Consider the following 23,008-nt stretch of genomic DNA (forward strand, 5'->3'; position numbering starts at 1 on the left):
TTCGATATCGCCGAAGCGATCAGTACGTCGCCGCTGCGTTCACCGCCGCATTGGCATCGATGATGCCGCTACCAATCGGCTTGTCATTGCTGCCCGGGAACGCGCGCATCGTGCTCTTCAGGATGCTCTCCACCTGCGCCGGGGTAAGCGGCGTGGTGCGAACGGCCTGCATCAACGCGACGGTACCCGCCACGTGCGGCGCCGCCATCGAGGTACCCGCCATGCACAGGTAGTTCTCGGTGGTCGGGCCACTGGTGCCGGCGTTGCCGGTGGAGACGATCAGCGTGGTGCAGTCGCCGGTGTCGCCGCCCGGGGCGGCCACGTCGATCTTGCTTCCGTAGTTGGAGTAGCTGGCACGGGTGCCGGACTTGTTCAGTGCGGCCACGGCGATCACGTTGTTGCAGCTGGCCGGGGTGAAGCCCGACACGTCCATGTTGCTGTTACCAGCGGCCACCACTACGGTGGTACCGCGAGCGACGGCGCCATCGATGGCGGACTGGTACGTGGCCGAACACGTGCTCTGGCCACCCAGCGACATGTTGATGACTTCGGCCGGGTTGGCATTGGCCGGCACACCGGCGACGCTGCCTCCCGACGCCCAGATGATGCCGTCGGCGATGTCGGAGGTGTAACCGCCGCCACGGCCCAGCACACGCACCGGCACGACCTTAGCGCCGTACGCCACGCCAATCACGCCCTGGCCGTTGTTGCCCACCGCGGCCACGGTGCCCGCGGTATGGGTGCCGTGCCAGCTGGAATTGTCCTTGCGGTAGTAGTCACCCGGATCGTGCGCATCCGCGTCGCGGCCATTGCCGTCGCCGGCGGTGCGGCTGTCGCTGATGAAGTCGTAGCCCGGCAGGAGGTTGCCGACCAGATCGCTGTGATCGGTGTAGCCAGTGTCGATCACCGCCACGACCACGCCGTTGCCGTTGGTGGTGTTCCAGGCCTGGTCGGCGCGGATGCCGGCGGTGCTGCTCTGCATGCCCCACAGGTAGGTGCTGTAGTGCGGGTCGTTCGGGGTCATCAGCGGCTGCATGATCTGATCGACTTCGACGTACTCGACGTTCGCGTCGGCCGCGATCTTGTTCATCAGGCTTTCGGCATCGGCCCGGCCCAGCGCACGGTTGGTCTGGACGACTTCGCCGCCGACGGCCAGCGAGCGCACGCGGCCGACAGCCAGGCCCTGCGCATTGCCCTTGGTGGCGTTGGCCAGGTTGGTGTTCTGGGCAGCGGCACTGGTGCCGGCGCGGTATTTGACGATGAAGCGATCAAAGCTGGTCTGGTCCGGAGAATGCAGACCGCCGGTATTGACACGGCCGCCGGCAGCGGCGGAACCGGCGAAACCGGCGGTCAGCGCGACCGCCATAGCGGTGGCCAACGCGCGCTGATGCAACTTATTCGACTTCGACATCAGGTGGATCCCTCTGTGGAATTGAAGGTTGGATTGCATGCATTCGGCTCCAAGCCTTCCCGGTGCGCACTTCGGTGGCCCATCCGGGCGCGCGCTCCCTGGTTACCGGGTAGTAGCCGGCAGAACGCCGGTCCATCCGAACGTATCGAGAAATACCGACTGCAACAATGAGGGTTTGCCCTTATCGACGAGCGCGTCACAAGGTCGCTGGCTTTTCGCAGCAGAAGGCACGGGGAATCGGCAGGACGGCAGAAGTGAACCGTTCAGAGGGGCGATCGAAACCGCGATCACCGTCACATGTACTGTTGCGTAGCGACACAAATGGAGTCGCTACGGTGCGCCCCGCGACGTTGGAGACGTCACTACGCTAGGTGCCACAGATGGTCGACTTTTCCTCAATCTCCGAAAGCTTCGCCCCGGTCACGCGCCGCACCCAGCGTGCCATATGACTCGGATGCGAGAAGCCGGCTTCCAGTGCGATTTGCGTCCGGCTCATGCGTCCCTGGATCAGCCGCAATCGTGCGCGCTCGACACGACGCTCGAGTACGAAGCGATGCACAGGCTTGCCGACGGCTTGTTTGAACAGCGGCTTGAAGTGCGACACGCTGAATCCCGCCACGGCTGCCAGTTCGGCGAGCGTCAGGTCCTGGTCGAGGTGGGCTTCGATGTAATCCAGTACGTGGCGCAGACGCCACGCCGGCAGCGCACGTGCCTGTTGCTTGGAATCCGGAACCGGTTTGCGGGTCTCCAGCGCGAGTAGGCGTGCGGCGAGCGCGGACGCGAGGCTGTCGGCGAACACGCGCCCACCGGGATACGCGTCATGGTCTTCGGCCTGCATCATCCAGCCGATGCGTTCGATCTGTGGATCGCGGATATGGATCGCGGGCGCCAACTCCGCGCCACGCGAGGCCAGGCCCATGGCGTCAGCGGCTTCGCGCAGCGTGTCGGCTGCCAACCGCAGCAATAGCGACGTGGCCGGTCCCGACACGGTCCAGCGCGTGCTAGCACCTGCGGGCACGATGCAGAACTGCCCGTGAAGGCGCACGCCCTGGCGTTCGTGATGGCCCCAGCGGTACGACACCGGCACCGGTTCGCCCAGATGCAGGCACAGCACATGCCGCGTGTCCACGGGCGACTGGAACACGCCTTGCGGCACCGGCGAAGTCAGTACGTCGAGCGACGCCAGGCCACTACCACCGCCGCCTGTCACGGCCGCTCGCGGCGGTTCGGAATAGCACGCAGGTCTATGAGCCATGGCGCATCGTTCCCTGCGTGGTGGCCCGGGGACATGTGCCAAAAATCATCCGTCCGTGCTCGTGGGCGGCTGTTCGTGCGCGCGGGCCCTGCGCACCGGCCGGCACGATGCCTGCATCCACACCCCTACGGAGAACAAGATGAGACGCAGGCAATTCGTGCAGTTCGCTGTCGCTTCCCTGGCCGCCGGTGCCGCCGCGGCCTGCAGTTCGCGAATGGGAGGGTTCCGCGACAGCGTCCCGGGTGCTGGTCCTGCATCGGCAACGCAAGGTGGACGGCTTGATGCCGCCGCATACCGCGCGACGCGGCACTACGCCGATCTTCCTTGCGGCCGGATCGCCTACATCGAGCGCGGCGCGGGCGATGCGGCGCTGTTCCTGCACGGCGCGCCGTTGAACAGCTTCCAATGGCGCGGCGCGATCGAACGTCTGTCGCCGCATCGGCGCTGCATCGCGCCCGATTTCATGGGCCTGGGCTACTCGGAGGTTCCCGCGGGCCAGTCGCTGCAGGCCGATGCTCAAACCGCCATGCTCGCCGCGCTGCTGGATCAGCTGCACGTCGCGCAGGTCGACATCGTCGCCAGCGACAGCGGTGGCGCGGTGGCGCAACTGTTTGCCGTGCGTTACCCGCACCGCGTGCGTTCGCTACTGCTGACCAATTGCGATGTGGAACCCCACAGCCCGCCGTCCAGCATCCTGCCGATCATCGAGATGGCGCGTAACGGCACGCTCGCGGACATGACGGCGAAGTGGCTGACCGACCGGGCGCTGGCGCGTTCGACTTTCGGCGCAGGCGTCTATCGCGATCCCAGCGGATTCACCGACGACATCATCGACTACTACATCCAGCCGCTGGTGAGCTCGCCCCTGCGCCGTCAGCAATACGAGGCCTACCACGTCGCCCTCGCCCCCAATCCGCTGGCCGGCGTCGAAGCCCGGCTGAAGCGTTGCACCGCCCCCGTGCGCATGGTGTGGGGCGACAGCGACGCGATCTTCCCGCTGGCGGATGCGCAATACCTCGACCGCCTCTTCCCGAATTCGCGCGGCATCCGTCCTGTCGCGGGGGCGAAGCTGTTCTTCCAGGAGGAATTCCCGGAGGTCATCGCCGAGGAAGCGCGACGATTGTGGGGTGTCGGCTGAGGATTGAGGTCTGCGGATCCACCGAAGCGCGGAGAACCGTAGCGGGTTGTTGCTTCAGAAGAAGGGGACGGCTGCGATTAGCCTTGCTAATTGCGGCCGTCCCCATTTGATTCGCCCAGGATTTTTCCGACAAGACGCGAAGGAGTATCGTCGCCCGACGGAAAGGGGGAGCGACATGGGCCGTCGCAGGCAGAATGGAATGGAGCTGATCGCGTCGCTGCCGTGGCCGATCGGCATCGTCTTCGGAATCCTTGCCTTCGTAGCCATCCGCTACGGCTTGGGCTGGCACTTCGCGGCCAGCGGATCGCCCATCACCCAGGAGATGGGGCGCCAGCTGTTGTCGAGCGACATGTTCGCCCCGCTCGCCTGGATGGCGCTGGCGATCTGCTGGCTGTGCGCCCTGCTCTCCTACTTTGCCAGCCGCAAGCGCAAACAACTGCTCGCCACACAAATCGGCCTCGACAGTCTGCGCGCCATGAGCTGGCGCGAGTTCGAAATGCTGGTGGGCGAAGCGTTTCGTCGCCAGGGTTATTCGATCGAGGAAACCGGCCTCGGCGGCGCGGACGGCGGCGTGGACCTGATCCTGCGCAAGGCCGGTCGCACGGAGCTTGTGCAATGCAAGCAATGGCGCCGCGAGCGAATCAGCGTGTCGGTGGTGCGGGAGATGTGGGGGCTGCTCCATCACCATCGGGCGGACGCCGTCAAGATCGTTTGCATCGGCGACTTCACGCGCGATGCGATGGCGTTCGCGCAAGACAAGGCCATTGAACTGATCGGCGGCGAACGACTGCTGGAGATCGTTCGGCACGTTCAATCGACGGCGAATAATCCCGCGCCCGCTCGCATCGAGCCCCCGTTCGAAGTGGCGCAAACACTCACTGCACTCACATGCCCTAGTTGCGGCGGCCATATGGTCCATCGCAGCAACCGCCGCACCGGCGAATCGTTCTGGGGATGTGGCGCATACCCGAGATGCAAAGGTACTCGCGCCATTCAAGCGCAATAGCAACCAGACTCTTTCTTCTTTCGCGATTTCCCCAGGAGCATTACCCATGGATACGATCGTTTCCGATTCCGCGCCGGTCCGTCAGGTCTCCACCGCCCCCGATCCCGACTGGGACGCGATCATCGACAGTCCCTACGGTGCCGCGCCGCTCAACCGCGTAGTGCGCTCGGGCAACTGGTGGGTGCTGACCGGCATGACGGTGGACCTGGAGGAGGCGATCAACCGCGCCTACGACATCGGCGCTCTCGCCGAGGGCGGGCGCGGCGTGCAGGACAACCTGTTGATCTTCGTCGACACGCTGACGGCCAAGCACGTCACCGACGCGCCGATTCTGTGCCGCGTCTTCCAACGCATCGTGGTGATGGCGCGGCGCCTGGAGGCGAACACCCAGCTGCTGCTCGAAAAGCGCGGCTGGGAAGTCGAGTTCCGCTTCGGCTTCTACGTGCGCGCCGTCAGCCCGGCCACCTGCGTGCCGAAACTGACGCGCTGGATGAAGTGGCAGGATCCGCAAAAGGGCGAGCGCCAACTCCGTGGCACGACCGATCTACCCGATCCGCGCACGCCGAAGTGGGCCTACGTAACCACCTACCCGATCGACGAGAGCAAGCCGCTGCCTTTCACGATCTCGGCCATGGATCTCGCACAGCTGCCGCTGCCCGCCTGCGCGCCGATGCTCGAACGCATGCTGTTCGCCGCACAGTCGCTGGCCGCCGACGGCAAGGGCACGCTGGCGGTAGAGCTGCTGGCGCGCCTCGAAGAACTGCTTGCCCTGTCCCCGGGCCTGCCCGCCTGGCAGCCGGTGGCGCTGGGCTGCCGCAACGCGCAGGAACTACTGCGACCGGTACGGATGGATCCGGATCAGGTGCCGTACCTGAGCGCTTCGTTCTATGGCGAACTGGCCAAGGACCACGTGCCCGCGCTGACCGCGTACGCCGGCATGTTCATTCGCCTGACCGATCGCGCTTATGACCTGGACGCGCGCAAGCGCGCAGCCAAACTCGTGCTGGGCGAGAAAGAGGACGCCGGCGCGTTCCAGAAACTGGTCGGCGAACAGCTGGCCGAGAACTTCCGCCTCGCCACGGCCAACGTGAAGCGCGCGCAGGACGCCATCGCACCGCAGAGCGATCGCGTGCAGCGCGCCGAGAAGGTCTTCAAAGACAGTATGGCCGCGTGGAAGGAAGCCAAGGAGCGCGAAGCGACATTGGCGATCGTCGGCGCCGTGTTCTCGTTCGTCTCCGGCGTTGCCTCGATGTTCGCAGGCAACGCCAGCGGCGCTACCAGCGCAGCCAAGGCCGCGGCCGATGTGGCCAGCACCGCCGCCAAGCTCGCGCAGATCATGAGCCAGCTGGCGAAGGTCGGCGAGGTCATCGAGAAGATCGTGCGCATGTGCCTGGAGATCGTCGCCGCGGTGGACAGAATCGCCGACGCGAAGAGCTTCGCCGATGCGCTGGCGGCGATTACCCGCGACTCGCTGTCGGACGACGCCAAGGGCGCGCCGTCGGCCGGCGCCTACTGGGACCAGTTGTGGGTGGAGGTGAAAACCCAACTGGCCCCGGCGATCAAGGAAGGCATCGGGGGCGCCCAGGAATATCTCAAGGAGCTGAAGATCCTGGTGATCTACGGCCGCGCGCTGACCACCGCGCAAGTGGCGCTGCCGCCGCTGATCCAGGAGATGGCGCGGACTGCGCTGCAGAAGGACATCGCCAAGCGCCAGTACGACGCCATCGCACGCGAGATCGAATCGCTGCAGAAGGAGCAGATGCTCTCCGGCCAGGCTATGGCCGTGCTGTGGGGCAACTACCGCGCGCTGCAGCGCTCGCTGCTGGTCGCGTTGGGCCAGTTCGATGCCGCTTACCGTTACTGGGCACTCACCGACACCGTCACGCAACGCGACAACTACCGCGGTATCGCCGAACTGGCCGGCGACCTGGCAGCCATCGCCGATCTCAAGAAGATGCAGGCGCGCGCGCTGGAGAGCTTCAAGCCGCAGCCGCAGGACTATCAGCGCGAGAAGTTCGCTTTGCCCGCCACCGTGCGCGCCGCCCTGCTCGATGGCCAGCACGGGAGCGTGCGCCTGTCGCCGACTAACAGCCCACTGTCCGCGTGGGGCCGCACCAGCCGTGTGCGCGTCAGGGAAATTTACGTCTGGGTGGAATGGGCCCCGGGCAAGCGCCCGACGCAGGGCATGATCGAGTTCACCATCCGCACCGGCGGCGCCTACGACGACCAGCGGCTCGTGAACAACGAGACGAAGGCATTCCATTTCCACGGCACGCCATTGGACCTGACGTTCCGCTACGACCTGGCGGGCACGCCGGCTGATGAGCCGGGCGGCGCCGTGCGCGTGCGCGCGGCCATCGCCGAGGACTTCCGCACGTCGTACTCCGAGCCGACGCTGTATGCCGACTGGATCCTATCGACGCCGAAGGCGTCGTCTGGCGACGCCACTACCGTTGACCTGACCAGACTGAAGGCAGATATCACCGGGATCCGGTTGGAGTTCTCGGGGATGTACATCAAGGATCCGGATCGGGTGGTGTGAGGGGTGCCACCAACGGATACATCCACGGCCTACTCACCAGATCGCACCTCAACGCACTATTCAGCATGCATGGAGCCACGCCTTGAGCCACATGACACTACGTAACCAGACCACCTACGCCGCGCAATTTGTCGTCCACCAGGGACAGCAGATTCTCGCTCGCATTCCGGGCTTGGAACCTGGCAGTTCGATGCAGCTTCCGACCGCACCCCGCTACGAGATCATCGCGACCACCGTGATCGATGGCCAAACTTATGTGTCGGCACCACTGCAAGCAGACGGCGCCGCCGGATTCCTGGCGCAGGTGGTGCAGGAATACGCCCAGGGCACGTATGCGTTCGAGGTGACCGAGCACCCCAGCTCCAACTCCAGACAGCTGCAATTCCAGACCACCTGGCGCTATCCGGTGACCTTCACCATCAGCAAGGATGGCCGCCAGGTTCAAAGCATCGTGGTCGACGACCCATTCAACGTACGCGTCGTGGACATCGGCGAAACCTTCGCCATCCATGCGGTCATCAACGGGATAACGACCGCAACCGCCATCACCGACAATCCTTCGGCCGTCGTCACGGCCATCGTGGATGGCAGCGAACTGGAGCACGGCTACTTCACGCTGGATGTGGCGTGATAATCGAATGCGCGTCCTCGTTTCCAGACGTGATGCCAGATGTGGCGGAGGTCGAAGATCCATTCGGCGCTACGTCATTGCGCAGGCGGGTCAAGACCCGCCCTACAACCTCATGACCCACTCGTAGGGCGGGTTGACCGGCTTCGCCGTTGAAAGCCAACCCGCCGCACCGCGCGCAAGTCCATTTGCGGCCAACGGCCAAAGGACGTTGCCCTCTATACTCGACCACGCTGGCAAGGACGCCCCACATCCACGCCGGGCAAGTGCCCGCGACGACACGACCGACTCGGCTCCGTCGCATCGTCGCGCCCTTCGATCAGGATGTTGTCGCACAAGGAGATTCCAAGGATGCGCTTCACACGCCGTAACTTCCTTACCACCGCCGCCGTCACGACGGGCGGTGCGATGCTCGCCACCCGCGCCGGACGCGCACTCGCTGGCGACGCCACCTCGCCCACCGCCGCTGCCCGCTGGCGCCGCTACGATGTCGCCAGCCCCGAGGGCCAGCGCATGCTCGTCAGCTATGCGCGCGGGGTGCAGGCCATGCTCGCCCTGCCCGTCAGCGACCCGCGCAACTGGTTCCGCAATGCGTTCACGCACTTCCTCGACTGTCCGCACGGCAATTGGTGGTTCTATCCCTGGCATCGCGGCTATGTCGGCTATTTCGAACAGACCATCCGCACGCTGAGCGGTGACAACAACTTCGCCATGCCCTATTGGGACTGGACGCGCCAGCCGCAGATCCCCGCGCAGATGTTCGACGGCGTGCTCACGCCCACCGATGGCGCTTACGCGCCGTACACGCGCAACCTCAACGTCTTCACCGACTTCACGCAGCCGGCGATGAAGGCGTACTGGGACACGTTGTCCTCCGCACAGCGCGCCCAGCTCGACGCGCGCGGCTACAGCACCTTCGACCTGTTCTGGAACGACGTCACCGGCTACAACCCCAAGCAGGACGCCGGCGTGTCCGGCAACATGGCCTATGCCATCACCTGCGGCGCACGTTACCTCTCGCGCGACAATGCAAAGCTCGATGCCAAGACCAGCATCGCGGTCGATCCCAACACCATCCTCAGCGGCCTGGCTCCGGTCCACTTCTACGACGACACCGTGAGTCTGAGCTTCACTAGTTCCAAGACCGCCTCGCACGTGGTGCAACCCAATGGCAGCACCCAGTTCTGTGTGCTCGAAGGTCAGCCGCACAACAAGGTGCACAACTGCATCGGCGGCGTCGGTGCGATCGACCCGGGCCCGTACGGCAACATGACCAACTTCCTGTCGCCGGTCGATCCGATCTTCTACCTGCACCACTCCAACATGGACCGTCTTTGGGACGTGTGGACGCGCAAGCAGCAGGCACTGGGGCTGCCAATCGGTCCAGAGCAGGACGCACAGAAGTACATGGACGAGCCGTTCCTGTTCTACATAGCGGCCAACGGCCAGCCGGTCGGCCCGACCACGGCCGGAGCGGTCTTCAGCACAACTGCTTTCGATTACGACTACGCACCCGGCTTTGGCAGCGATTACCGGCCAAAGCCCGCCCTGCGTAGGCAAGCGGCGTTGATGGCCACCGTCGACGAAGACAGCGCGATGGTCGCCGTACCCAAGGACCTGGCCGAACGTCATCGCACGGCCAAGGACGCCGCCGTGCTGATCGCCGAGATCACTATCGAACGCCCCGATGGCCTCGCGGTAACGCGCGAATTCGACGTGGTAGCCAACGCGCCCGACAGCGTCACGCGCGTGACGCCGGACAGCCCCTACTACGTCGGCACTATCGCCTTCTTCGGCCCCGGCATGCCCGGAATGGACATGTCGCACACCACGACCTTCACCCTGCCGCTGCCGCGCCGCCTGCCGGCCTTCGCGCAACTGGCGTCGGGCGGCACCGGGCTGGACCTGCGCCTGCTGCCCTCGAGCGGCGGTGCCAGGGAAGCGCCCAAGGTCCAGGCCGTGAAGATCGTGCCGATCCGCTGACAGGAGCTACGACGTGCGCCGCCTCATCATCGTATTTGTCTGCATGCTGCTGCTCGCATGTGCGCATGCGACGCAGGCCGGCGACGTCGTCGTTGTCACGCTCCCCCGCCCGCCCGCGGCGGGGGAGCGCATTCTTCTCGAGGTCGAACTGGGCGTTCTGGGCGCGGGCGAGGAAATCGTCCTGCGCACCCCGGAGGGCCGCCTGATCGGCACGGCTTCGCCATATGGCATTCGCCCCGGCCATGCCGCCGGCACCTATGTGGTCCCCGTGCCACCGGATATCGCGGCCGCCCGCCCGCTTCGCGACCAGCTGTCACTCCGCATCCTGGTCGAACGCGCGGGTGCGCCCGTACGAGGGGCGCGGGGCAATGAGGTCCATAGCGTGCGGGCCGTGGTGTTGGAGCACTGACGACCGCTTTGGCTGTGGAGCCGCCGCAGCCCAGGTTCAGGCTCCCCGCTACGGGACCAGCGCCCGTTCACCCCTGTCGGCGCCGTTCGTGTAGGCTGACTCCCGTCCCATCGTTCTATTCGCGCGCCCCTCCGACTGTCGTCGCCGGTTTCGCTTCCTTCCACGCGTTACCACCCTTCACGGGTGTCGCCCTGGGGAGCGCCATGCCAGGCTATTCAACCCTCAAGCTATCCACCATGTCCGTAGGCGGACAGCGCCTGCGCGCGTCCCTGCGTTGCTCGCTGGACGCCCTCCTGCGTCGTCATCGCCGCGATGACGCGCAGGCGGTGCGTACGTGAGTGCCGTCGCCGCGGATATCGCGCACTGCGGATCCTGCGATGCCGTGTGTTGCCGCCTCACCGTCGTGCTGATGCCGGAAGACAACGTGCCCGAGCACCTGACCACGCATACGGCCGCGGGTTTACCGGTGATGGCGCGCGACGAGGAAGGCTGGTGCGTCGCGCTGGATGGCGCGCGGATGTGCTGCTCGATCTATGAAGACCGACCCACCGTGTGCCGGCGCTTCGTCATGGGCGGTCCTTACTGTCTGGACGTGCGCGCGGATTACAGCGATCGCCGCGCACGGGGCATTCCGCTTGTCCTGTACTGACATAGACAACGGTCGCGCCCAATCCGCTACGCATCCACAACAGAGGACTCCATGAAGCACCAGATCGCGATCTTCCGCTTCACTTTGAGCCCAAGCCAAAGCATCGGCCCGGCGCAATTGCACGCCTTGTGGGCCAACGCCTGCCAGACGCCGAACGTGAGCGTGGGCCGCACGCCGGGCACCCGGCCGACGTATTCGCTTTACGCCTCGCAGCAGTTGCAGAACCTGCCCCTGGTCGAGCAACGGCTACGTCAGCTGCTCGACGACTGCAAGCTGCATGCGTCGCTGATCCCGCTGCATGCGCAGTAGGAGTCAGTCGCACACGTCCGCTGAAAGCCATCACGCACATCGCCGCCCGTGCGATCCCGTTCACGACTACCGAGGTACCTGCCCATGGCACGCCCACCCAACACCGACCGGATATTCAAGCGCAAGGAAGCCGACAACCGTCCGATCACCAGCGAGACGATCGTCGATCACCTTCAAGCCTTCCAGTCCGCTGGCGGCCACATCGAAGTGCTCGGCAACACGCGCGTGCTGAAGAAGATCGACGACGACGTCCCCGGCGCGCCACCGCCGGCACCGGCGCGACGCGGTTCGAGGTAACCCGGGCAGGACGGCTGATGGCATAGCCGACATCCTCAAAAATGGGGATGGCGGTCGTTATTGCCTCCGGTTCAGTGCACTCTGAACCGTGTTTCCGGACTCACTCGGACCCGGGGTTTTCCCGCTGTTGCGCAGGGTTGGCACCTGCTGTCCACGCGCATGGCCTAAACTGCCCCTCCCTTTCGAGAAAATCACCTTGGCCAAGCCCAACTACTCGTTCGAAAAGCGTCAGCGCGAACTCGCCAAAAAGAAGCAGCAGGACGAGAAGCAAGCCAAGAAGCAAAAGGCGCGCGACGCTACCAAGGCCGACGCCGACGCCGACGCCGAGCCCGCTCCGCCAACGACCAGGCGATGACAGACCCTGCTCCAGCGCCAACCACACAGATATGGGTGGACGGCGACGCCTGCCCCGGCGTGATCAAGGAAATCCTCTTCCGCGCCGCAGAGCGCGCGAAGGTGCAGGTCACCCTGGTGGCCAATCAATGGCTGCGGGTTCCGCCATCGCAGTACATCCGCGCCCTGCAGGTACAAGGCGGATTCGACGTCGCGGACAGCGAGATCGTCGAACGCGTGCAGCCTTGCGATCTGGTTGTCACTCAGGATATTCCGCTTGCGGCTCGCGTTCTCGAGAAAGGCGGCATTGCCCTGAACCCGCGCGGTGAGCGATACACAACCGACAACATGGCCGAGCGGTTATCGATGCGCAATTTCATGGAGGAATTGCGAGGCGCCGGCGTCCAGACAGGCGGCCCGCCCGCGTTCCACGCACGCGATCGACAGGCGTTTGCGAATGAACTCGATCGGTGGTTGAGCCAGCGCTAACACGGGACCTGGTCGACCAGCTGCGCTGCCGTCAAACGAAAACCCCGCCTTTTGCGGGGTTCTTCATGTTTACCCTTCTCCCCGCTTGCGGGGAGAAGGTCGGAGCGGGCGATAGCCCGCGGAGGGAAGGGCGGATGAGGGACGCCTTTGCCTTTGCTTCGCTGCTTTGCTGGCACGCAAAGACTAATGATGCCCCTGCGCCATCCCGCCATCGCCATCGGGCAGCAACACGCGCACGTTCTGCATCATTCCCTGATCCTCGTGATCGAGGATATGGCAGTGCAGGACGTACTCGCCGATATAGCGCTCATAGCGGGTGCGCACCACCAAGTGGTAGCCCTCCTTCACGAACAGGGTGTCATGCCAGGTACCCTTGAGATTGGCGTACTCCGGATCGTCCTTTTCTCCGGTGACGCTCACATCCACGCCCTGCGGATTGAGGATCTGCACGATCTGGTAGGGATTCACATGAATGTGGAAAGGATGATTCGCGAACGATGACGTGATGTTCCACTCGTCGACACCGCCGAGCATCAGATCGCGGGCGGCATGCGGATCGTAGGGCTTGCCATTCACCATGAACACAGCGGGGCTCTTGCTGATATCGATGTTGAAGGTGACGTCTTGCTTGCCGGTGACTTCGTTGTCGGTGATGGTCGGATGCGGAACGAAGGCCTCCAGACCCAGACCATTGCGCAGACCATCGACTACGCGGGGTTTCGCAGCCACGGGCATGAAGTAGTTCGCGGCGGCGACGAGGTTGTCGGCTACGAGCTTGGGCAGACTTGCGACCGGGATGGTCGGACCCGCACCCACTTCGGCCAGACCGAGCAACTGACGGTCCTCGGCCGCATTACTGACGCTACCGCTTGCCGGAGCGGCGGCATCGATGACGCAGTAATGCCCCGGGGCAGGAAACGCCATCAGCACATCACTGCGATAACCAGGCTGCAGGATGTTCTGCGTCTTGACGATCATCTTCGAATGGGTGAGTCCGTCGGCCGCGATCTCGAACTGCGGCAGCACCGGACCGGTGCAGTTCTTGTCGATCCAGCCCTGCTGCGTGTCCGCACTCAACTGCGGCACCGCGGTCACGCCGGCGCGCAGCTGACGGAACTGCAGGCTGATGGTATTGCGCACGCCGGCATGGATCAGGCGCCAGCGCTCCATCAGGCCGGGACGGGCGCCCTTGAACACCGGCAGGATCTCGCCGTTGATGCTGGTATGACGACCCGACTGACCCCAGGTGCTGGGACCGAACTGATCGTAGCCCTCGATGCCGCCCACATCGCCAGGATCACAGACCCAAGCGATCACCTTGCCCTTCGCATCCTTGTCTACCTTGATGTTGCCATTGGCATCGCGGCAGGCGTATTGCACCTGCTGGAACAGCACGACACGTTCCTGCAGCGGCTTGCCAGTCAGATCGCGCAGCAGCGTGTCGACATCGCCATTGATTGCGGCGCCAGGCAGCCGATCGCCATGAATCACCAGCGCCCCAGCCATGCCGCTGGACACCTGCAACGCGGTGGAGCCATGCAGATGCGGGTGATACCAGAACGTGCCGGCCGGATGATCGGCGGGAATGTTGTACTCGTATTCGAACTTGACGCCCGGACGGATGGTCAGCAGGACGTTGTCGCTGTTGCCCGCCGGACTCACCCACAACCCATGCGCATGCAGATTGGTCGAATTGAAGCAGTGCGGCGTATTGATGTTGGGCGGCGTGCAACCGGATTGTTTGGGCAGTCGATTGTCGAGCCCAATCCGCACGGTTTCGCCCGGAGAAGCGGAAATGGTCGGCGCAACGAAGGGAACCTTGGGCTGGGTGCCGGGACTGCTGTAGGAACGCAGCCGCACCTGATCGTAGCGCTTGCTAGTCGGGTTGTAGATCTGCGAATCGGTGTAACCGATCTGCAGATCGAGGCTGGCCTCATCGTTTGCACGGGCCTTCTGCTTGCCCGTTTCCGTGAGACGCAGCGTTTGAACGGCCTCATCGCTTTCGCGCCGGATTTTCGCCAGTACCGGATCGGTTACGACGCGGACGGCACCCGCGGCTTCCTGCGCGTTGACAGGTGCGATAGACAGGACAAACAAAGCGGCCAACACGGCCGACTGACGTGCGTGCATTCAACCCCTCCTTGGAATTCCAGACACCACTATTGGCGTGCCATTGCGGCACGAACTGGAAGTGCAACTCCTTACCCCGGCGCCGATGCTGGGACAGGAGTCGTGGTGGCGTCAAGCAGCTGGCCTTTGTCCGGACTGCGACAAAGAGTTGAAGTAGAGCCTTGCCCGCCTCTGATCGAGAGCTGTCGCGCAGAGGCCGCTAGGTTCGCTTTGAGTGCCCCGCCCCCTTACGCCCTATACTCCTGACATCCCCCGATGTGTCCCAAGCCCAATGCCTCACCGGCGACCTGGCTTGGGTATGTGCAGACCTAGTGGATGCAAGCAATGCACGAACACGGCGTGTCTGTAACAGGCTACGGGCGATCCCGATCCGCTCGCACTCCATCCACCGGTTGGGCCGCGTCCATCGCCGCGTTCTGGATTGCCATTTCGTTCGCCATTGTGCTGGCGATGCGACCCGGGACTATCCACGCCGCTCCGCTGGCGGCGGCGCAGGCAGTGGCTGCGCCAGAAACCCAAGCCACCTACCCGGCCGAACGCGAGCGCCTGCGTGCGCAGATCGATCAGTTCAAACGCGACGGCACCCAGGCGCAGACCCTGGCGGCGATGGAATCGCTGCGTCGCCTGGCCGCAGCCAACGATGATCCGGATCTCGCGCATCTCATGGAGGTGGAGCACATCTTCGCCACCCACGAAGATGCCGCCATCGGCCAGAGCCTGACTGCACTCAATGCAGTGCGCGCCCGCATCCGGCCACAGGCCTCGGCCGAATTGCAGGAAGCCCTGGCACGCGTCTACGGCAACCTGTATTTCGATGCCGGCAACTTCGGCCTTGCCCTCCAACACCAGCTGGACGCATTGCGCTGGGCCGACCGCCTGCCCAGCGGTGCGGAGCCGGCGCGCCTGCACCGCCTTGCCACCATCTCCGAGTTGTACAACGCCATGGAGCTGCCGAAGGAGGCGTTGCGCTATGCCGATCAGGCGCTGTCCAGCACCGCGGACATGCCTGCTGACAACCGCGTTTCGCCGCTCTCCGCACGTACGCTCGCACTCACCCAGCTGGGGCAGCTCGCGGAAGCGACGCGCGCGATCGAAGAGGCCGAACGGATCGATGCGGGCGGCAAACCAGGCTTCAACACGATGCGACTGGCGCAGGCACGCGCCACTCTGCAACTGGCGGCAGGCCCGCCGGCGCGGGCCGTGCAGACCATCAAGCGCCTGCAGGCGCTCGCCGTTCAGTTCGACAGCCACTACTACCAGACCCGTTCACGCTTGCTGCTCGGGCAGGCACAGATCGCAAGCGGCAACGTTGCCGGCGGACTACGGGGCATGCGCGAAGCCACCGCGGAGTTCGAACGCCTGGGCCAGGTGATCGACGTGTTGGACGGCCAACAGCGCGAGATCCAGACCCTGCGTGCGCAACGTGCCTGGCCCGAAGCGGTCGAGGCGATGCAACGTCGCGAGGCATTGTGGTCGCACCTGTTCCAAAGCGGACAAACCCGAGCCATCGCCGAGCAGGAAGCGAGACACCGCGCCGAAGCACGCGAGCAGCGCATTCGCGCCCTCGACAACGAAGTGCGCCTGGAACGCGCGCGCATTCGTTCCGAACGCCTGCTGATGCTGCTGACGGCCACGCTGGCGCTACTGGCGATCAGCGTTGCCGCCCTGCTCTACCTGAGCCGCCATCGCACGCGTCGCGAGCGCGACCGACTGTCGCATATGGCCCGCCACGACCCGCTGACCGGCGCCTACAGTCGTTATGAGTTCCAGCATCGCAACGCAACCGTGCCTGTGGCATCCGCCGCAGATGGCGCGGACAGCGCCGTTCTGCTTCTGGACGTGGACAACTTCAAGGCGATCAATGACCGGCACGGCCACGACGGCGGCGACGCCGTCCTCAAGGTACTGGTTAGCCAGATGCGCCTTGCCCTGGGCAAGGGCGACGAGATCTACCGCTGGGGCGGTGAGGAGTTCCTGGTCGTGTTGGCCGCGCGCGACCAGGCCACGCTGATGCGTGACGTGCACGCCCTGCTGGACTCGGCGCGTGTGCCGATGCCCTGGCATGGCCAATCGATTCCGGTAACGCTGTCAGGCGGACTCGTCCGCCATCCGCAGGCGCCGGGATGGTCCGCACCGCTGTCGGACGCGATCCGCTGGGCCGACGCCGCGCTGTACGTTGCAAAACGCGCCGGCCGCGATCAGGTGACGCAAGTGCACCTTACCGATGTGGGCGCCCGTAACCTGATCGGCAGTCGCCCGATCGACGTTGCCCAGCTCGAGGACTGGCAGCGACAAGGTGATGTGGAGTTGCAGACGTTGCAGCCGACGCGCGAACGAAAGGGGACAAGGGTAATTAGTCCCGCTTAATTACCTCCGTCCCCTTTTATTGCCCTTCTTCGTAGAAACAGAAAGCCCCCGCCTTTCGGCTGGGGCTTTCCGTTTTGCCGTGCTTGGTTCAATGACAGTCTATGGAACCAGTTTCGAAGAACCCTTTCGCCAATGTTGCCTGGCTGCTAGTTCTCACCAGCCCGAAGGTTCTTCCAGCCAGTCGGTGCTTTGATCTGTGGCCGCAGATCTCTACCAGTATTGAACTCGATGGCCTTTACATCGATGAAGTATACGGTCCGGTTGAGCTTGTCGGTTCCCACGAGCTTCAGCAGTACGCCCGTCGCGTCGTCGACCCACATCTTGAAGGTGCTGGCTCCCAGCTTGTCAGCCAGATACGCGTCGTGGTGTCCCTGGATTACGGTCGTCGGTCGACCGAGTAGATTCTCCTGACCAACGATCTTGCTGTCAGAGCCGATCAGCCAGAACGCATAGCTCTGCGGCAGCGTGATCTCGTTGGCGCCAATGGCCCAGGTGGGGTCCTGGCGATACACGAACACTGCCTCACCCTTCTCATTGCGGTAGGCACGCGGCCCTTCAACGGCGGCTGGCCTCGCGACCCTGCCCAACTCATAGGTCAGGTGCTGCGGATGCAGCTTGATGGTGGACCGCCCGTTGGCCGCATGCTCGACGACCTCACCGTTACCGCGGCCGATCCTGACGAAGCTGCTTGCGTTCTTCGTGGACATCTCAAAGTCAACATCGTCGCTTTGGCCGTTATTGGCGAAGGAGATGTGGAACGATCCGCTTGCGTCCTGGAAGTTGTCGACGGCGTTCAGCATCTTGTGCTGAATTGCCGCGAGCTTGCGATCGCGAACCGGCTGCTCGAGCTTGGTCGTCTTCGCAGTTAGCCCATAACTGTAGTCGCCCCGCACCATGTCGGCACCGGTAGTGCTGTTGTTGTGCCAAACGGCGAGTTGATCCGAGTAGCCGGACCCGAGGGACGTCCATCCGCTTGGGGCCGCATTCTGATTGATTGCGGCGAGAAGCTCCCAATGGGCATCGTTGTAATAACCATACGTCGCAGACGTATCCGTGAAGTACGGATTGTTGAGCCACACATGGAACGCGTAGTACTGCGCGGTTTTGAAGACCCATCCGTAGCCATAGATTCCACTGTTGACTCGGCGATCGTCCCCATTCCAGTCGCCGCTCCAGCTTCGGTAGGACCAGCCGCCCCAGTTGTCGCAGGCGTATTGCCTGCTGTCGCGATCGTTATCGCAGTAGTTCGATGCCGCGAAGGCTGGGGTTGTGGCCAACAGCGCGGTTGCCAACGCACCAAGTGCCAGATTCTTGCGAAGTGCATTCATCAACAAACTCCTTGTAATCGGTCCATGAATAGGCGGGGACTTCAGTCCGTTCCTCCGGATCCCCACAGCCGGATTGCATCCGGCCTGCGCAGACTACGAATCCAACCTGGAGAATGTTGTGCCGCGATTGCGAGGATCTGGTCGCACCAGAAGGATCAGGGGCCAGGTTCAATTACCTCAGCGGACAAATGAATCTTCCCGGAGCTAGACGGTGTATGGCGTCGGATGCGCACTGGTTGTGCGCCATCCTCATGCGAGAATTCTTGACCGTACCGTCGCAAATGAGCGCATGAAAGCCCATCCCATCTTCAAGCCAAATTCCCCTGCGGACATCGATCGATTGATTGCCACGCATCCCTTCGCTTTGGTGATCAGTTCCGCCGACGGCACGCCGCTCGCAACCCCGCTCCCTCTGCTACTGGAGCGCGACGCAAACGGCGAGATGACGCTACTGGGCCACATGCCGCGCAACCATCCGCACACGGACCTGCTACGCCGGCAACCGCGGGCACTCGCGGCATTCCTCGGTGCGCACGGGTACATCTCACCGTCGTGGCTGACCGATCGTACGCAGGCGCCGACGTGGAACTACGAAACCGCGCATCTCGAAATCGACGTCAAGTTCGACGACAGCGCGGAGGCCACTGAAACCGCACTGACGCAATTGGTCGAGCACATGGAACGCGGTCGCCCGAACGCCTGGTCGATCGCCGACATGGGGGAACGCTATGCCAAGCTCGCGCCGGCTGTGGTCGCCTTCCGCGCGCAGGTGATTACGACCTACGCCAAGTTCAAGCTCGGCCAGAACGAACGTAGCGAGGATCGTGCCGAAATTCTCACGGGCCTGGAGCACACAGAACAGCAGCCTTTGCTCGAAGCCATGATGCGAGTCGGATCTTCATCGAGCTGATATCGCTAGCCTTCTTATCGCCTACACCCTATACCTCCCTCACCCCGCTTGCGGGGTGAAGGCGTGCCGCCTGCGTGTCACTGGCGCGCGCACGCCTGAACGCCCTCGCGCTATACGCGAGGGCTGGGAGCAGAGCGAGGGACCGCTTCGCCCAGCGAAGCAGGGTGAGGGGCGACGCGTAGAAAGCGGTGTTAGAAAGCGGCGTCAGTGTCGACTTACAGAAGGGCGCACTCTGATCCCATCTAACCGCCATCACTTGAGCCGTGTCAGGTAAGCCTTGAACGCGGTTACCCATGTTTGACCGCCGTCCTGGGAGTAGGAAATCTCATAGCGGTGAGACTTGGCCGTGATGTCGGACCAAACTCCGCGTACCAGAACCGTACGACCCTCGTGAACGGTCGTACCAAACAGCTCGCCGCGACCATCCTTGAAGCTCCCGATAGTCGGAGCCTCAATTTCTCCCGAGTCGCTATCGAAATAGCTTTGGCTCCACTGCCCGACCTTGGGGTTATAGACGAAGAGCGTCGCGCCCTCCCAATGTCCATTGGGGCCGTCGGCCTCGATTTCCTCGAGCCAGGCGCGACCACCCCAAACCGGCCGTGCCGTCTTCGTGCCGTCCATGGTCACCGTGTGAGCCCCACCATCGAACGGGTCGAGGACTTGCGTGGCATGTGTATGCCAAGTCCCGAGAGCGAAGTCGAAATCATGTGCGCCGTCACGAGGTGACTCGGCGCTTGCATTCAAAGGCGAGCAGGCAAGAACGCCGGCAATCATGACTCCACGTAGTACCAGTCCCCACTTCATCGCAATCTCCGCTTAACCAATCCTGGGCGGGACTTTATGGGAACCCCCAGCTCCCAGATGGGCCAATTGGAGAAATTTGAAGTGGTCCACTCTGGTGGACACGAAACCGGATGCTTCGGTGGCAACGCGTCAGTAAGTCGATTCGCGCCCGCCCATTGGAAATCGAGCGTCCGGCAACTAGAGCGCGCGCCTCAATACCCTCAGTCCCTTCTCGATAGCATCAAGGTCAACGGCCCCATAGCCGAAAACGAGGCCTTCCGACGTTGGCGAACCAAAGAAATAGCGTTCGAACGAATGCAGATGCACGTTCGACTCCAGCAATCTCGCGGTGACGCGCTGCAACCCCTTGGGGTGAGTCGCGATCGCCGCCACGTGCATCCCGTAGTGTGACTGCATCGGCGACAACACCCCTGAGAAGTCCGACTGCAACATCTCCCATATGAGATCCCGTCGCTTCCGGTATACGGCGCGGAGCTTTCGCACGTGCTGCGCGAGATGTCCCTCGGTGATGAAACGGGCAACCGCCATTTGCGTCACAGCTGGGCAATGCCAATCGAGACAATTCTTCGTCGCGATCAGCGTTGGCATGGCCCACCGGGGAGCCACCACGAATCCCAGCCGCAGCGCGGGGAGCATGCACTTGGAGAAGGTGCCTACATAGAACACGTCATCAGCGGTTGCTGCAGATTGCAGTGCCTGTAACGGCGCGCCGTCATACCGGAACTCTCCGTCGTAATCGTCCTCGACGATTACCGCTCCCTGCTTGCGAGCAAAGTCGAGCAATGCCGCCCGCCGCTGCCCGGACATTGATACGCCAAGCGGAAACTGGTGCGAGGGACATACGCAGACGACCTGCACCGGGACCGGCAGGGCGTCGACCACCAGCCCTTCCGCGTCGACCGGCACGGGTACGATCCTGGCGCCGGCCGCGAGAAATGCCGCGCGCATCGGTGGGTAGCCCGGATCTTCAATGGCAACGGTCGTAACCCCAGGGGTTACCAGTGCACGGGCGAGAATGTCGAAGGCTTGTTGTGCGCCGGCGGTAACCAGCACATCGTCGGGCTCGCACACGACCGCGCGCGAGACGCCAATGTGGGTTGAGATGGCCGTCCGCAAAGGGAAATGACCCTGGTTGCCTTGCGGACTCTTGAAGGCGGGAGGCTTCAATTCCATTCGCCGGAGTTGCTGGGCACTCATCCGACGAAATACTTCGGATGGGAATAACCGCGGATCGACCAGCGCGGGGCGAAAATCCAACGATGCGGTCGCACGCTGCACCCTCGTACGCGGACTGTCGTTCCAGAAGTTGAGGGCCTGCACCAGCTCGGGTCGCAACCACAGCGCATTCAAGCGCGGATCGGGCGAACATTGCGCCGAGGAGCGCTCGCGAGATGTGCGACTTTGCTTCTGCGCCACATAGGTTCCCGACCCTCGTCGGGACTGTACGAGCCCCTCGATCGCCAGCCTCGCATAAGCGCGGACAACCGTATTTCTCGAGACACCGAACAGGACCGCCGACTGACGCTCCACCGGGAGTTGTGCCCCGGGAACCAAGCGGCCATCAAGAATGGCGGCACGCAACTGCGTGTAGACGGATTCCGCAGATCGACGGCTTCCTTTGGGCGGATGGTCGATGGCAATTTCGAACAGGCTGCTTATGCCGTCCACGTCATTTGCCACGGCTCTTCCTCGCAGTGCTTCATTGCTATGACTTCCCTCGCCCCGCTTGCGGGCAGCTTCGCGCAGCGAAGCAGGGTGAGGGGCGTCAGACGACTTTTCCAACAGTGCACGCTGCCCCAGCTTATTCCCGTCACTCCCCACGCTTTAGCAACGCCTTGAGATTGGCGAACGGAGTTCCAGTGGCGGCCGAAGGCGCATCCTCGGCAGCCGACGCGCTGACGCCGGTGTGGTCGATGTAGCGCGAGTGCTCGTTGTCGTGACAGTACACGCACAGCAATTCCCAGTTGCTGCCATCGGCCGGGTTGTCGTCGTGATCGTGGTTGCGGTGGTGCACCGTCAACTCCTGCAGGTTCGCCCGCGTGAACTCGCGCCCACAGCGCCCGCAGACCCACGGATACATTTTCAACGCCTGTTCGCGGTAACCCTTCTCGCGCTGCTCGGCATTGCGTCGAGCTTCGGCGACGATGCGGTCGAGCTTGGCGCTGTCCGGTGTTGGCTTGTGCGTCGACACGGGTGTCCCTTTGCTGCGCACGCTCTGGCCTTAGCCATTGTTGCGCCGAATGCTCAGGCGAGCAAAGGCCTGTCCCTGGCCATCCATCAAAGGGGATCCTTTCCCGCCCCCTCAATCGCACGCCCTCAGATTGTCCTTTTTAGGACGCCGAGATTGGACAACCGAAGATGTAGGGCGCATTCCCGGCCACATCTAACAGCTGCACCTTGACCGGTTCATTGTCCCCGACGAATCGACTGACACTCGGAACGTCCTGACTGGACAGATCGCGATAGATGAGACGCATACTAGTGTTACCGCCAGAGCAAGCATGCGGCTCACCATCTTCCATCAACATGAAATCACCGATGTAAGTGGTAGTGCCTTGCTCCACTTTTACCGGAATCGCCAAGCTGTCATGCGGGTAGTTCACCAATACACCATGCGTGATTACGAATGAGGTCAGGTGGTAATCCCCTGGCCGCAAGCAAAGCCGGAATACATCGCGCGCCGCGCCGTTTTCCTTGATTTCAGCGTCCTGCCCCCACAGCGACTCTGTCCAATTGCTGCTCGCGATCTGCTTCCGGGTCCCTGCCAAATCAGCGGGCTGAAACGCCAGGGTCAGTAGCACATGCTCACCCCGGCTGACGCCCCGCCCCATGGTGCCGGTAATACAACCTACAGGCTCACCATCCTTGGGTTTGGAGCGGGAGAAAATGCCGCCACTGTAGTCGTTGTAGGTCTTGAGCTTGGGCTTGGCTGCATTGGCCTGCCCCCAGAGCGTCACAGCCAGCAACCCCAGTGCCAGCGGCAAATAAGATCGGTTCACTTCGTTCCCCATGATCAAATC

22 protein-coding genes are annotated in these 23,008 nt (G+C 63.5%); 14 read left to right on the top strand and 8 right to left on the bottom strand.

Annotation, left to right across the window (positions count from 1 at the left end; translation table 11 throughout):
- Window positions 1-19: 19 nt before the first annotated feature.
- On the bottom strand, window positions 20-1,411 hold the full coding sequence (locus ACYVGK_RS08410) for a S8 family peptidase (protein WP_460732911.1): 1,392 nt from the start codon (window positions 1,409-1,411) through the stop codon (window positions 20-22).
- Window positions 1,412-1,778: 367 nt separating this feature from the next.
- Complete coding sequence (locus ACYVGK_RS08415) at window positions 1,779-2,666, bottom strand: helix-turn-helix domain-containing protein (RefSeq protein WP_460732912.1); 888 nt, start codon at window positions 2,664-2,666, stop codon at window positions 1,779-1,781.
- A gap of 139 nt (window positions 2,667-2,805) precedes the next feature.
- Between ACYVGK_RS08415 and ACYVGK_RS08420 the strand changes: the two genes are divergently transcribed.
- The 12 genes from ACYVGK_RS08420 (at window position 2,806) to ACYVGK_RS08475 (ending at window position 12,449) form a co-directional block, all read left to right on the top strand.
- Window positions 2,806-3,804, top strand: coding sequence for an alpha/beta fold hydrolase (locus ACYVGK_RS08420; RefSeq protein ID WP_460732913.1), 999 nt, complete (start codon window positions 2,806-2,808; stop codon window positions 3,802-3,804).
- 175 nt (window positions 3,805-3,979) lie between these two features.
- Entirely contained in the window at window positions 3,980-4,810 is an 831-nt protein-coding gene (locus ACYVGK_RS08425; protein WP_460732914.1) for a restriction endonuclease, read from the top strand.
- A 46-nt stretch (window positions 4,811-4,856) separates the two neighbouring features.
- On the top strand, window positions 4,857-7,352 hold the full coding sequence (locus tag ACYVGK_RS08430; protein ID WP_460732915.1) for a hypothetical protein: 2,496 nt from the start codon (window positions 4,857-4,859) through the stop codon (window positions 7,350-7,352).
- Window positions 7,353-7,434: 82 nt separating this feature from the next.
- Window positions 7,435-7,983, top strand: a complete 549-nt coding sequence (locus tag ACYVGK_RS08435; protein ID WP_460732916.1) for a hypothetical protein — start codon at window positions 7,435-7,437, stop codon at window positions 7,981-7,983.
- 348 nt (window positions 7,984-8,331) lie between these two features.
- The gene (locus ACYVGK_RS08440) at window positions 8,332-9,963 is read left to right on the top strand and encodes a tyrosinase family protein (RefSeq protein ID WP_460732917.1); all 1,632 of its coding nucleotides are present in this window, start codon (window positions 8,332-8,334) and stop codon (window positions 9,961-9,963) included.
- A gap of 13 nt (window positions 9,964-9,976) precedes the next feature.
- Window positions 9,977-10,372 (top strand): hypothetical protein, encoded by a 396-nt coding sequence (locus tag ACYVGK_RS08445; RefSeq protein ID WP_460732918.1) that lies wholly within the window; start codon window positions 9,977-9,979, stop codon window positions 10,370-10,372.
- A gap of 203 nt (window positions 10,373-10,575) precedes the next feature.
- Complete coding sequence (locus ACYVGK_RS08450) at window positions 10,576-10,710, top strand: hypothetical protein (protein WP_460732919.1); 135 nt, start codon at window positions 10,576-10,578, stop codon at window positions 10,708-10,710.
- Complete coding sequence (locus ACYVGK_RS08455; protein WP_460732920.1) at window positions 10,707-11,021, top strand: YkgJ family cysteine cluster protein; 315 nt, start codon at window positions 10,707-10,709, stop codon at window positions 11,019-11,021. The genes ACYVGK_RS08450 and ACYVGK_RS08455 overlap by 4 nt, the downstream gene beginning before the upstream one ends.
- Window positions 11,022-11,072: 51 nt before the next feature.
- Window positions 11,073-11,330 (top strand): hypothetical protein, encoded by a 258-nt coding sequence (locus tag ACYVGK_RS08460; protein ID WP_460732921.1) that lies wholly within the window; start codon window positions 11,073-11,075, stop codon window positions 11,328-11,330.
- An 84-nt stretch (window positions 11,331-11,414) separates the two neighbouring features.
- Window positions 11,415-11,627, top strand: coding sequence for a hypothetical protein (locus ACYVGK_RS08465; protein WP_460732922.1), 213 nt, complete (start codon window positions 11,415-11,417; stop codon window positions 11,625-11,627).
- Window positions 11,628-11,823: 196 nt separating this feature from the next.
- Window positions 11,824-11,982 (top strand): hypothetical protein, encoded by a 159-nt coding sequence (locus ACYVGK_RS08470; RefSeq protein ID WP_460732923.1) that lies wholly within the window; start codon window positions 11,824-11,826, stop codon window positions 11,980-11,982.
- Complete coding sequence (locus ACYVGK_RS08475) at window positions 11,979-12,449, top strand: YaiI/YqxD family protein (RefSeq protein ID WP_460732924.1); 471 nt, start codon at window positions 11,979-11,981, stop codon at window positions 12,447-12,449. Before ACYVGK_RS08470 ends, ACYVGK_RS08475 begins: the two co-directional genes overlap by 4 nt.
- Window positions 12,450-12,632: 183 nt before the next feature.
- Here ACYVGK_RS08475 and ACYVGK_RS08480 read toward each other — a convergent pair whose 3' ends face one another.
- Window positions 12,633-14,579 carry a multicopper oxidase family protein gene (locus ACYVGK_RS08480; protein ID WP_460732925.1) on the bottom strand — a complete coding sequence of 649 codons (1,947 nt, stop codon included), beginning with the start codon at window positions 14,577-14,579 and terminating at the stop codon, window positions 12,633-12,635.
- 450 nt (window positions 14,580-15,029) lie between these two features.
- On the opposite strand from ACYVGK_RS08480, the gene ACYVGK_RS08485 reads away from it, so the two are divergent.
- Complete coding sequence (locus tag ACYVGK_RS08485) at window positions 15,030-16,946, top strand: GGDEF domain-containing protein (protein ID WP_460732926.1); 1,917 nt, start codon at window positions 15,030-15,032, stop codon at window positions 16,944-16,946.
- A gap of 146 nt (window positions 16,947-17,092) precedes the next feature.
- Here ACYVGK_RS08485 and ACYVGK_RS08490 read toward each other — a convergent pair whose 3' ends face one another.
- A complete protein-coding gene (locus ACYVGK_RS08490) occupies window positions 17,093-18,274 on the bottom strand; it encodes a hypothetical protein (protein ID WP_460732927.1) in 1,182 nt (393 codons plus the stop codon).
- 289 nt (window positions 18,275-18,563) lie between these two features.
- Between ACYVGK_RS08490 and ACYVGK_RS08495 the strand changes: the two genes are divergently transcribed.
- The gene (locus tag ACYVGK_RS08495; RefSeq protein WP_460732928.1) at window positions 18,564-19,184 is read left to right on the top strand and encodes an FMN-binding negative transcriptional regulator; all 621 of its coding nucleotides are present in this window, start codon (window positions 18,564-18,566) and stop codon (window positions 19,182-19,184) included.
- A gap of 252 nt (window positions 19,185-19,436) precedes the next feature.
- On the opposite strand, the gene ACYVGK_RS08500 is transcribed toward ACYVGK_RS08495, so the two are convergent.
- The 4 genes from ACYVGK_RS08500 to ACYVGK_RS08515 all read right to left on the bottom strand — a co-directional run bounded on the left by ACYVGK_RS08500 (window position 19,437) and on the right by ACYVGK_RS08515 (window position 22,999).
- Entirely contained in the window at window positions 19,437-19,988 is a 552-nt protein-coding gene (locus tag ACYVGK_RS08500; RefSeq protein WP_460732929.1) for a hypothetical protein, read from the bottom strand.
- A 177-nt stretch (window positions 19,989-20,165) separates the two neighbouring features.
- On the bottom strand, window positions 20,166-21,668 hold the full coding sequence (pdxR, locus tag ACYVGK_RS08505) for a MocR-like pyridoxine biosynthesis transcription factor PdxR (protein ID WP_460732930.1): 1,503 nt from the start codon (window positions 21,666-21,668) through the stop codon (window positions 20,166-20,168).
- Window positions 21,669-21,798: 130 nt separating this feature from the next.
- Entirely contained in the window at window positions 21,799-22,179 is a 381-nt protein-coding gene (locus ACYVGK_RS08510) for a YajD family HNH nuclease (protein WP_460732931.1), read from the bottom strand.
- Window positions 22,180-22,318: 139 nt separating this feature from the next.
- Window positions 22,319-22,999: a hypothetical protein gene (locus ACYVGK_RS08515; protein WP_460732932.1), complete on the bottom strand. Its 681-nt coding sequence runs from the start codon at window positions 22,997-22,999 to the stop codon at window positions 22,319-22,321.
- Window positions 23,000-23,008 lie beyond the last annotated feature (9 nt).

This window comes from Lysobacter tyrosinilyticus (genome assembly GCF_054779815.1).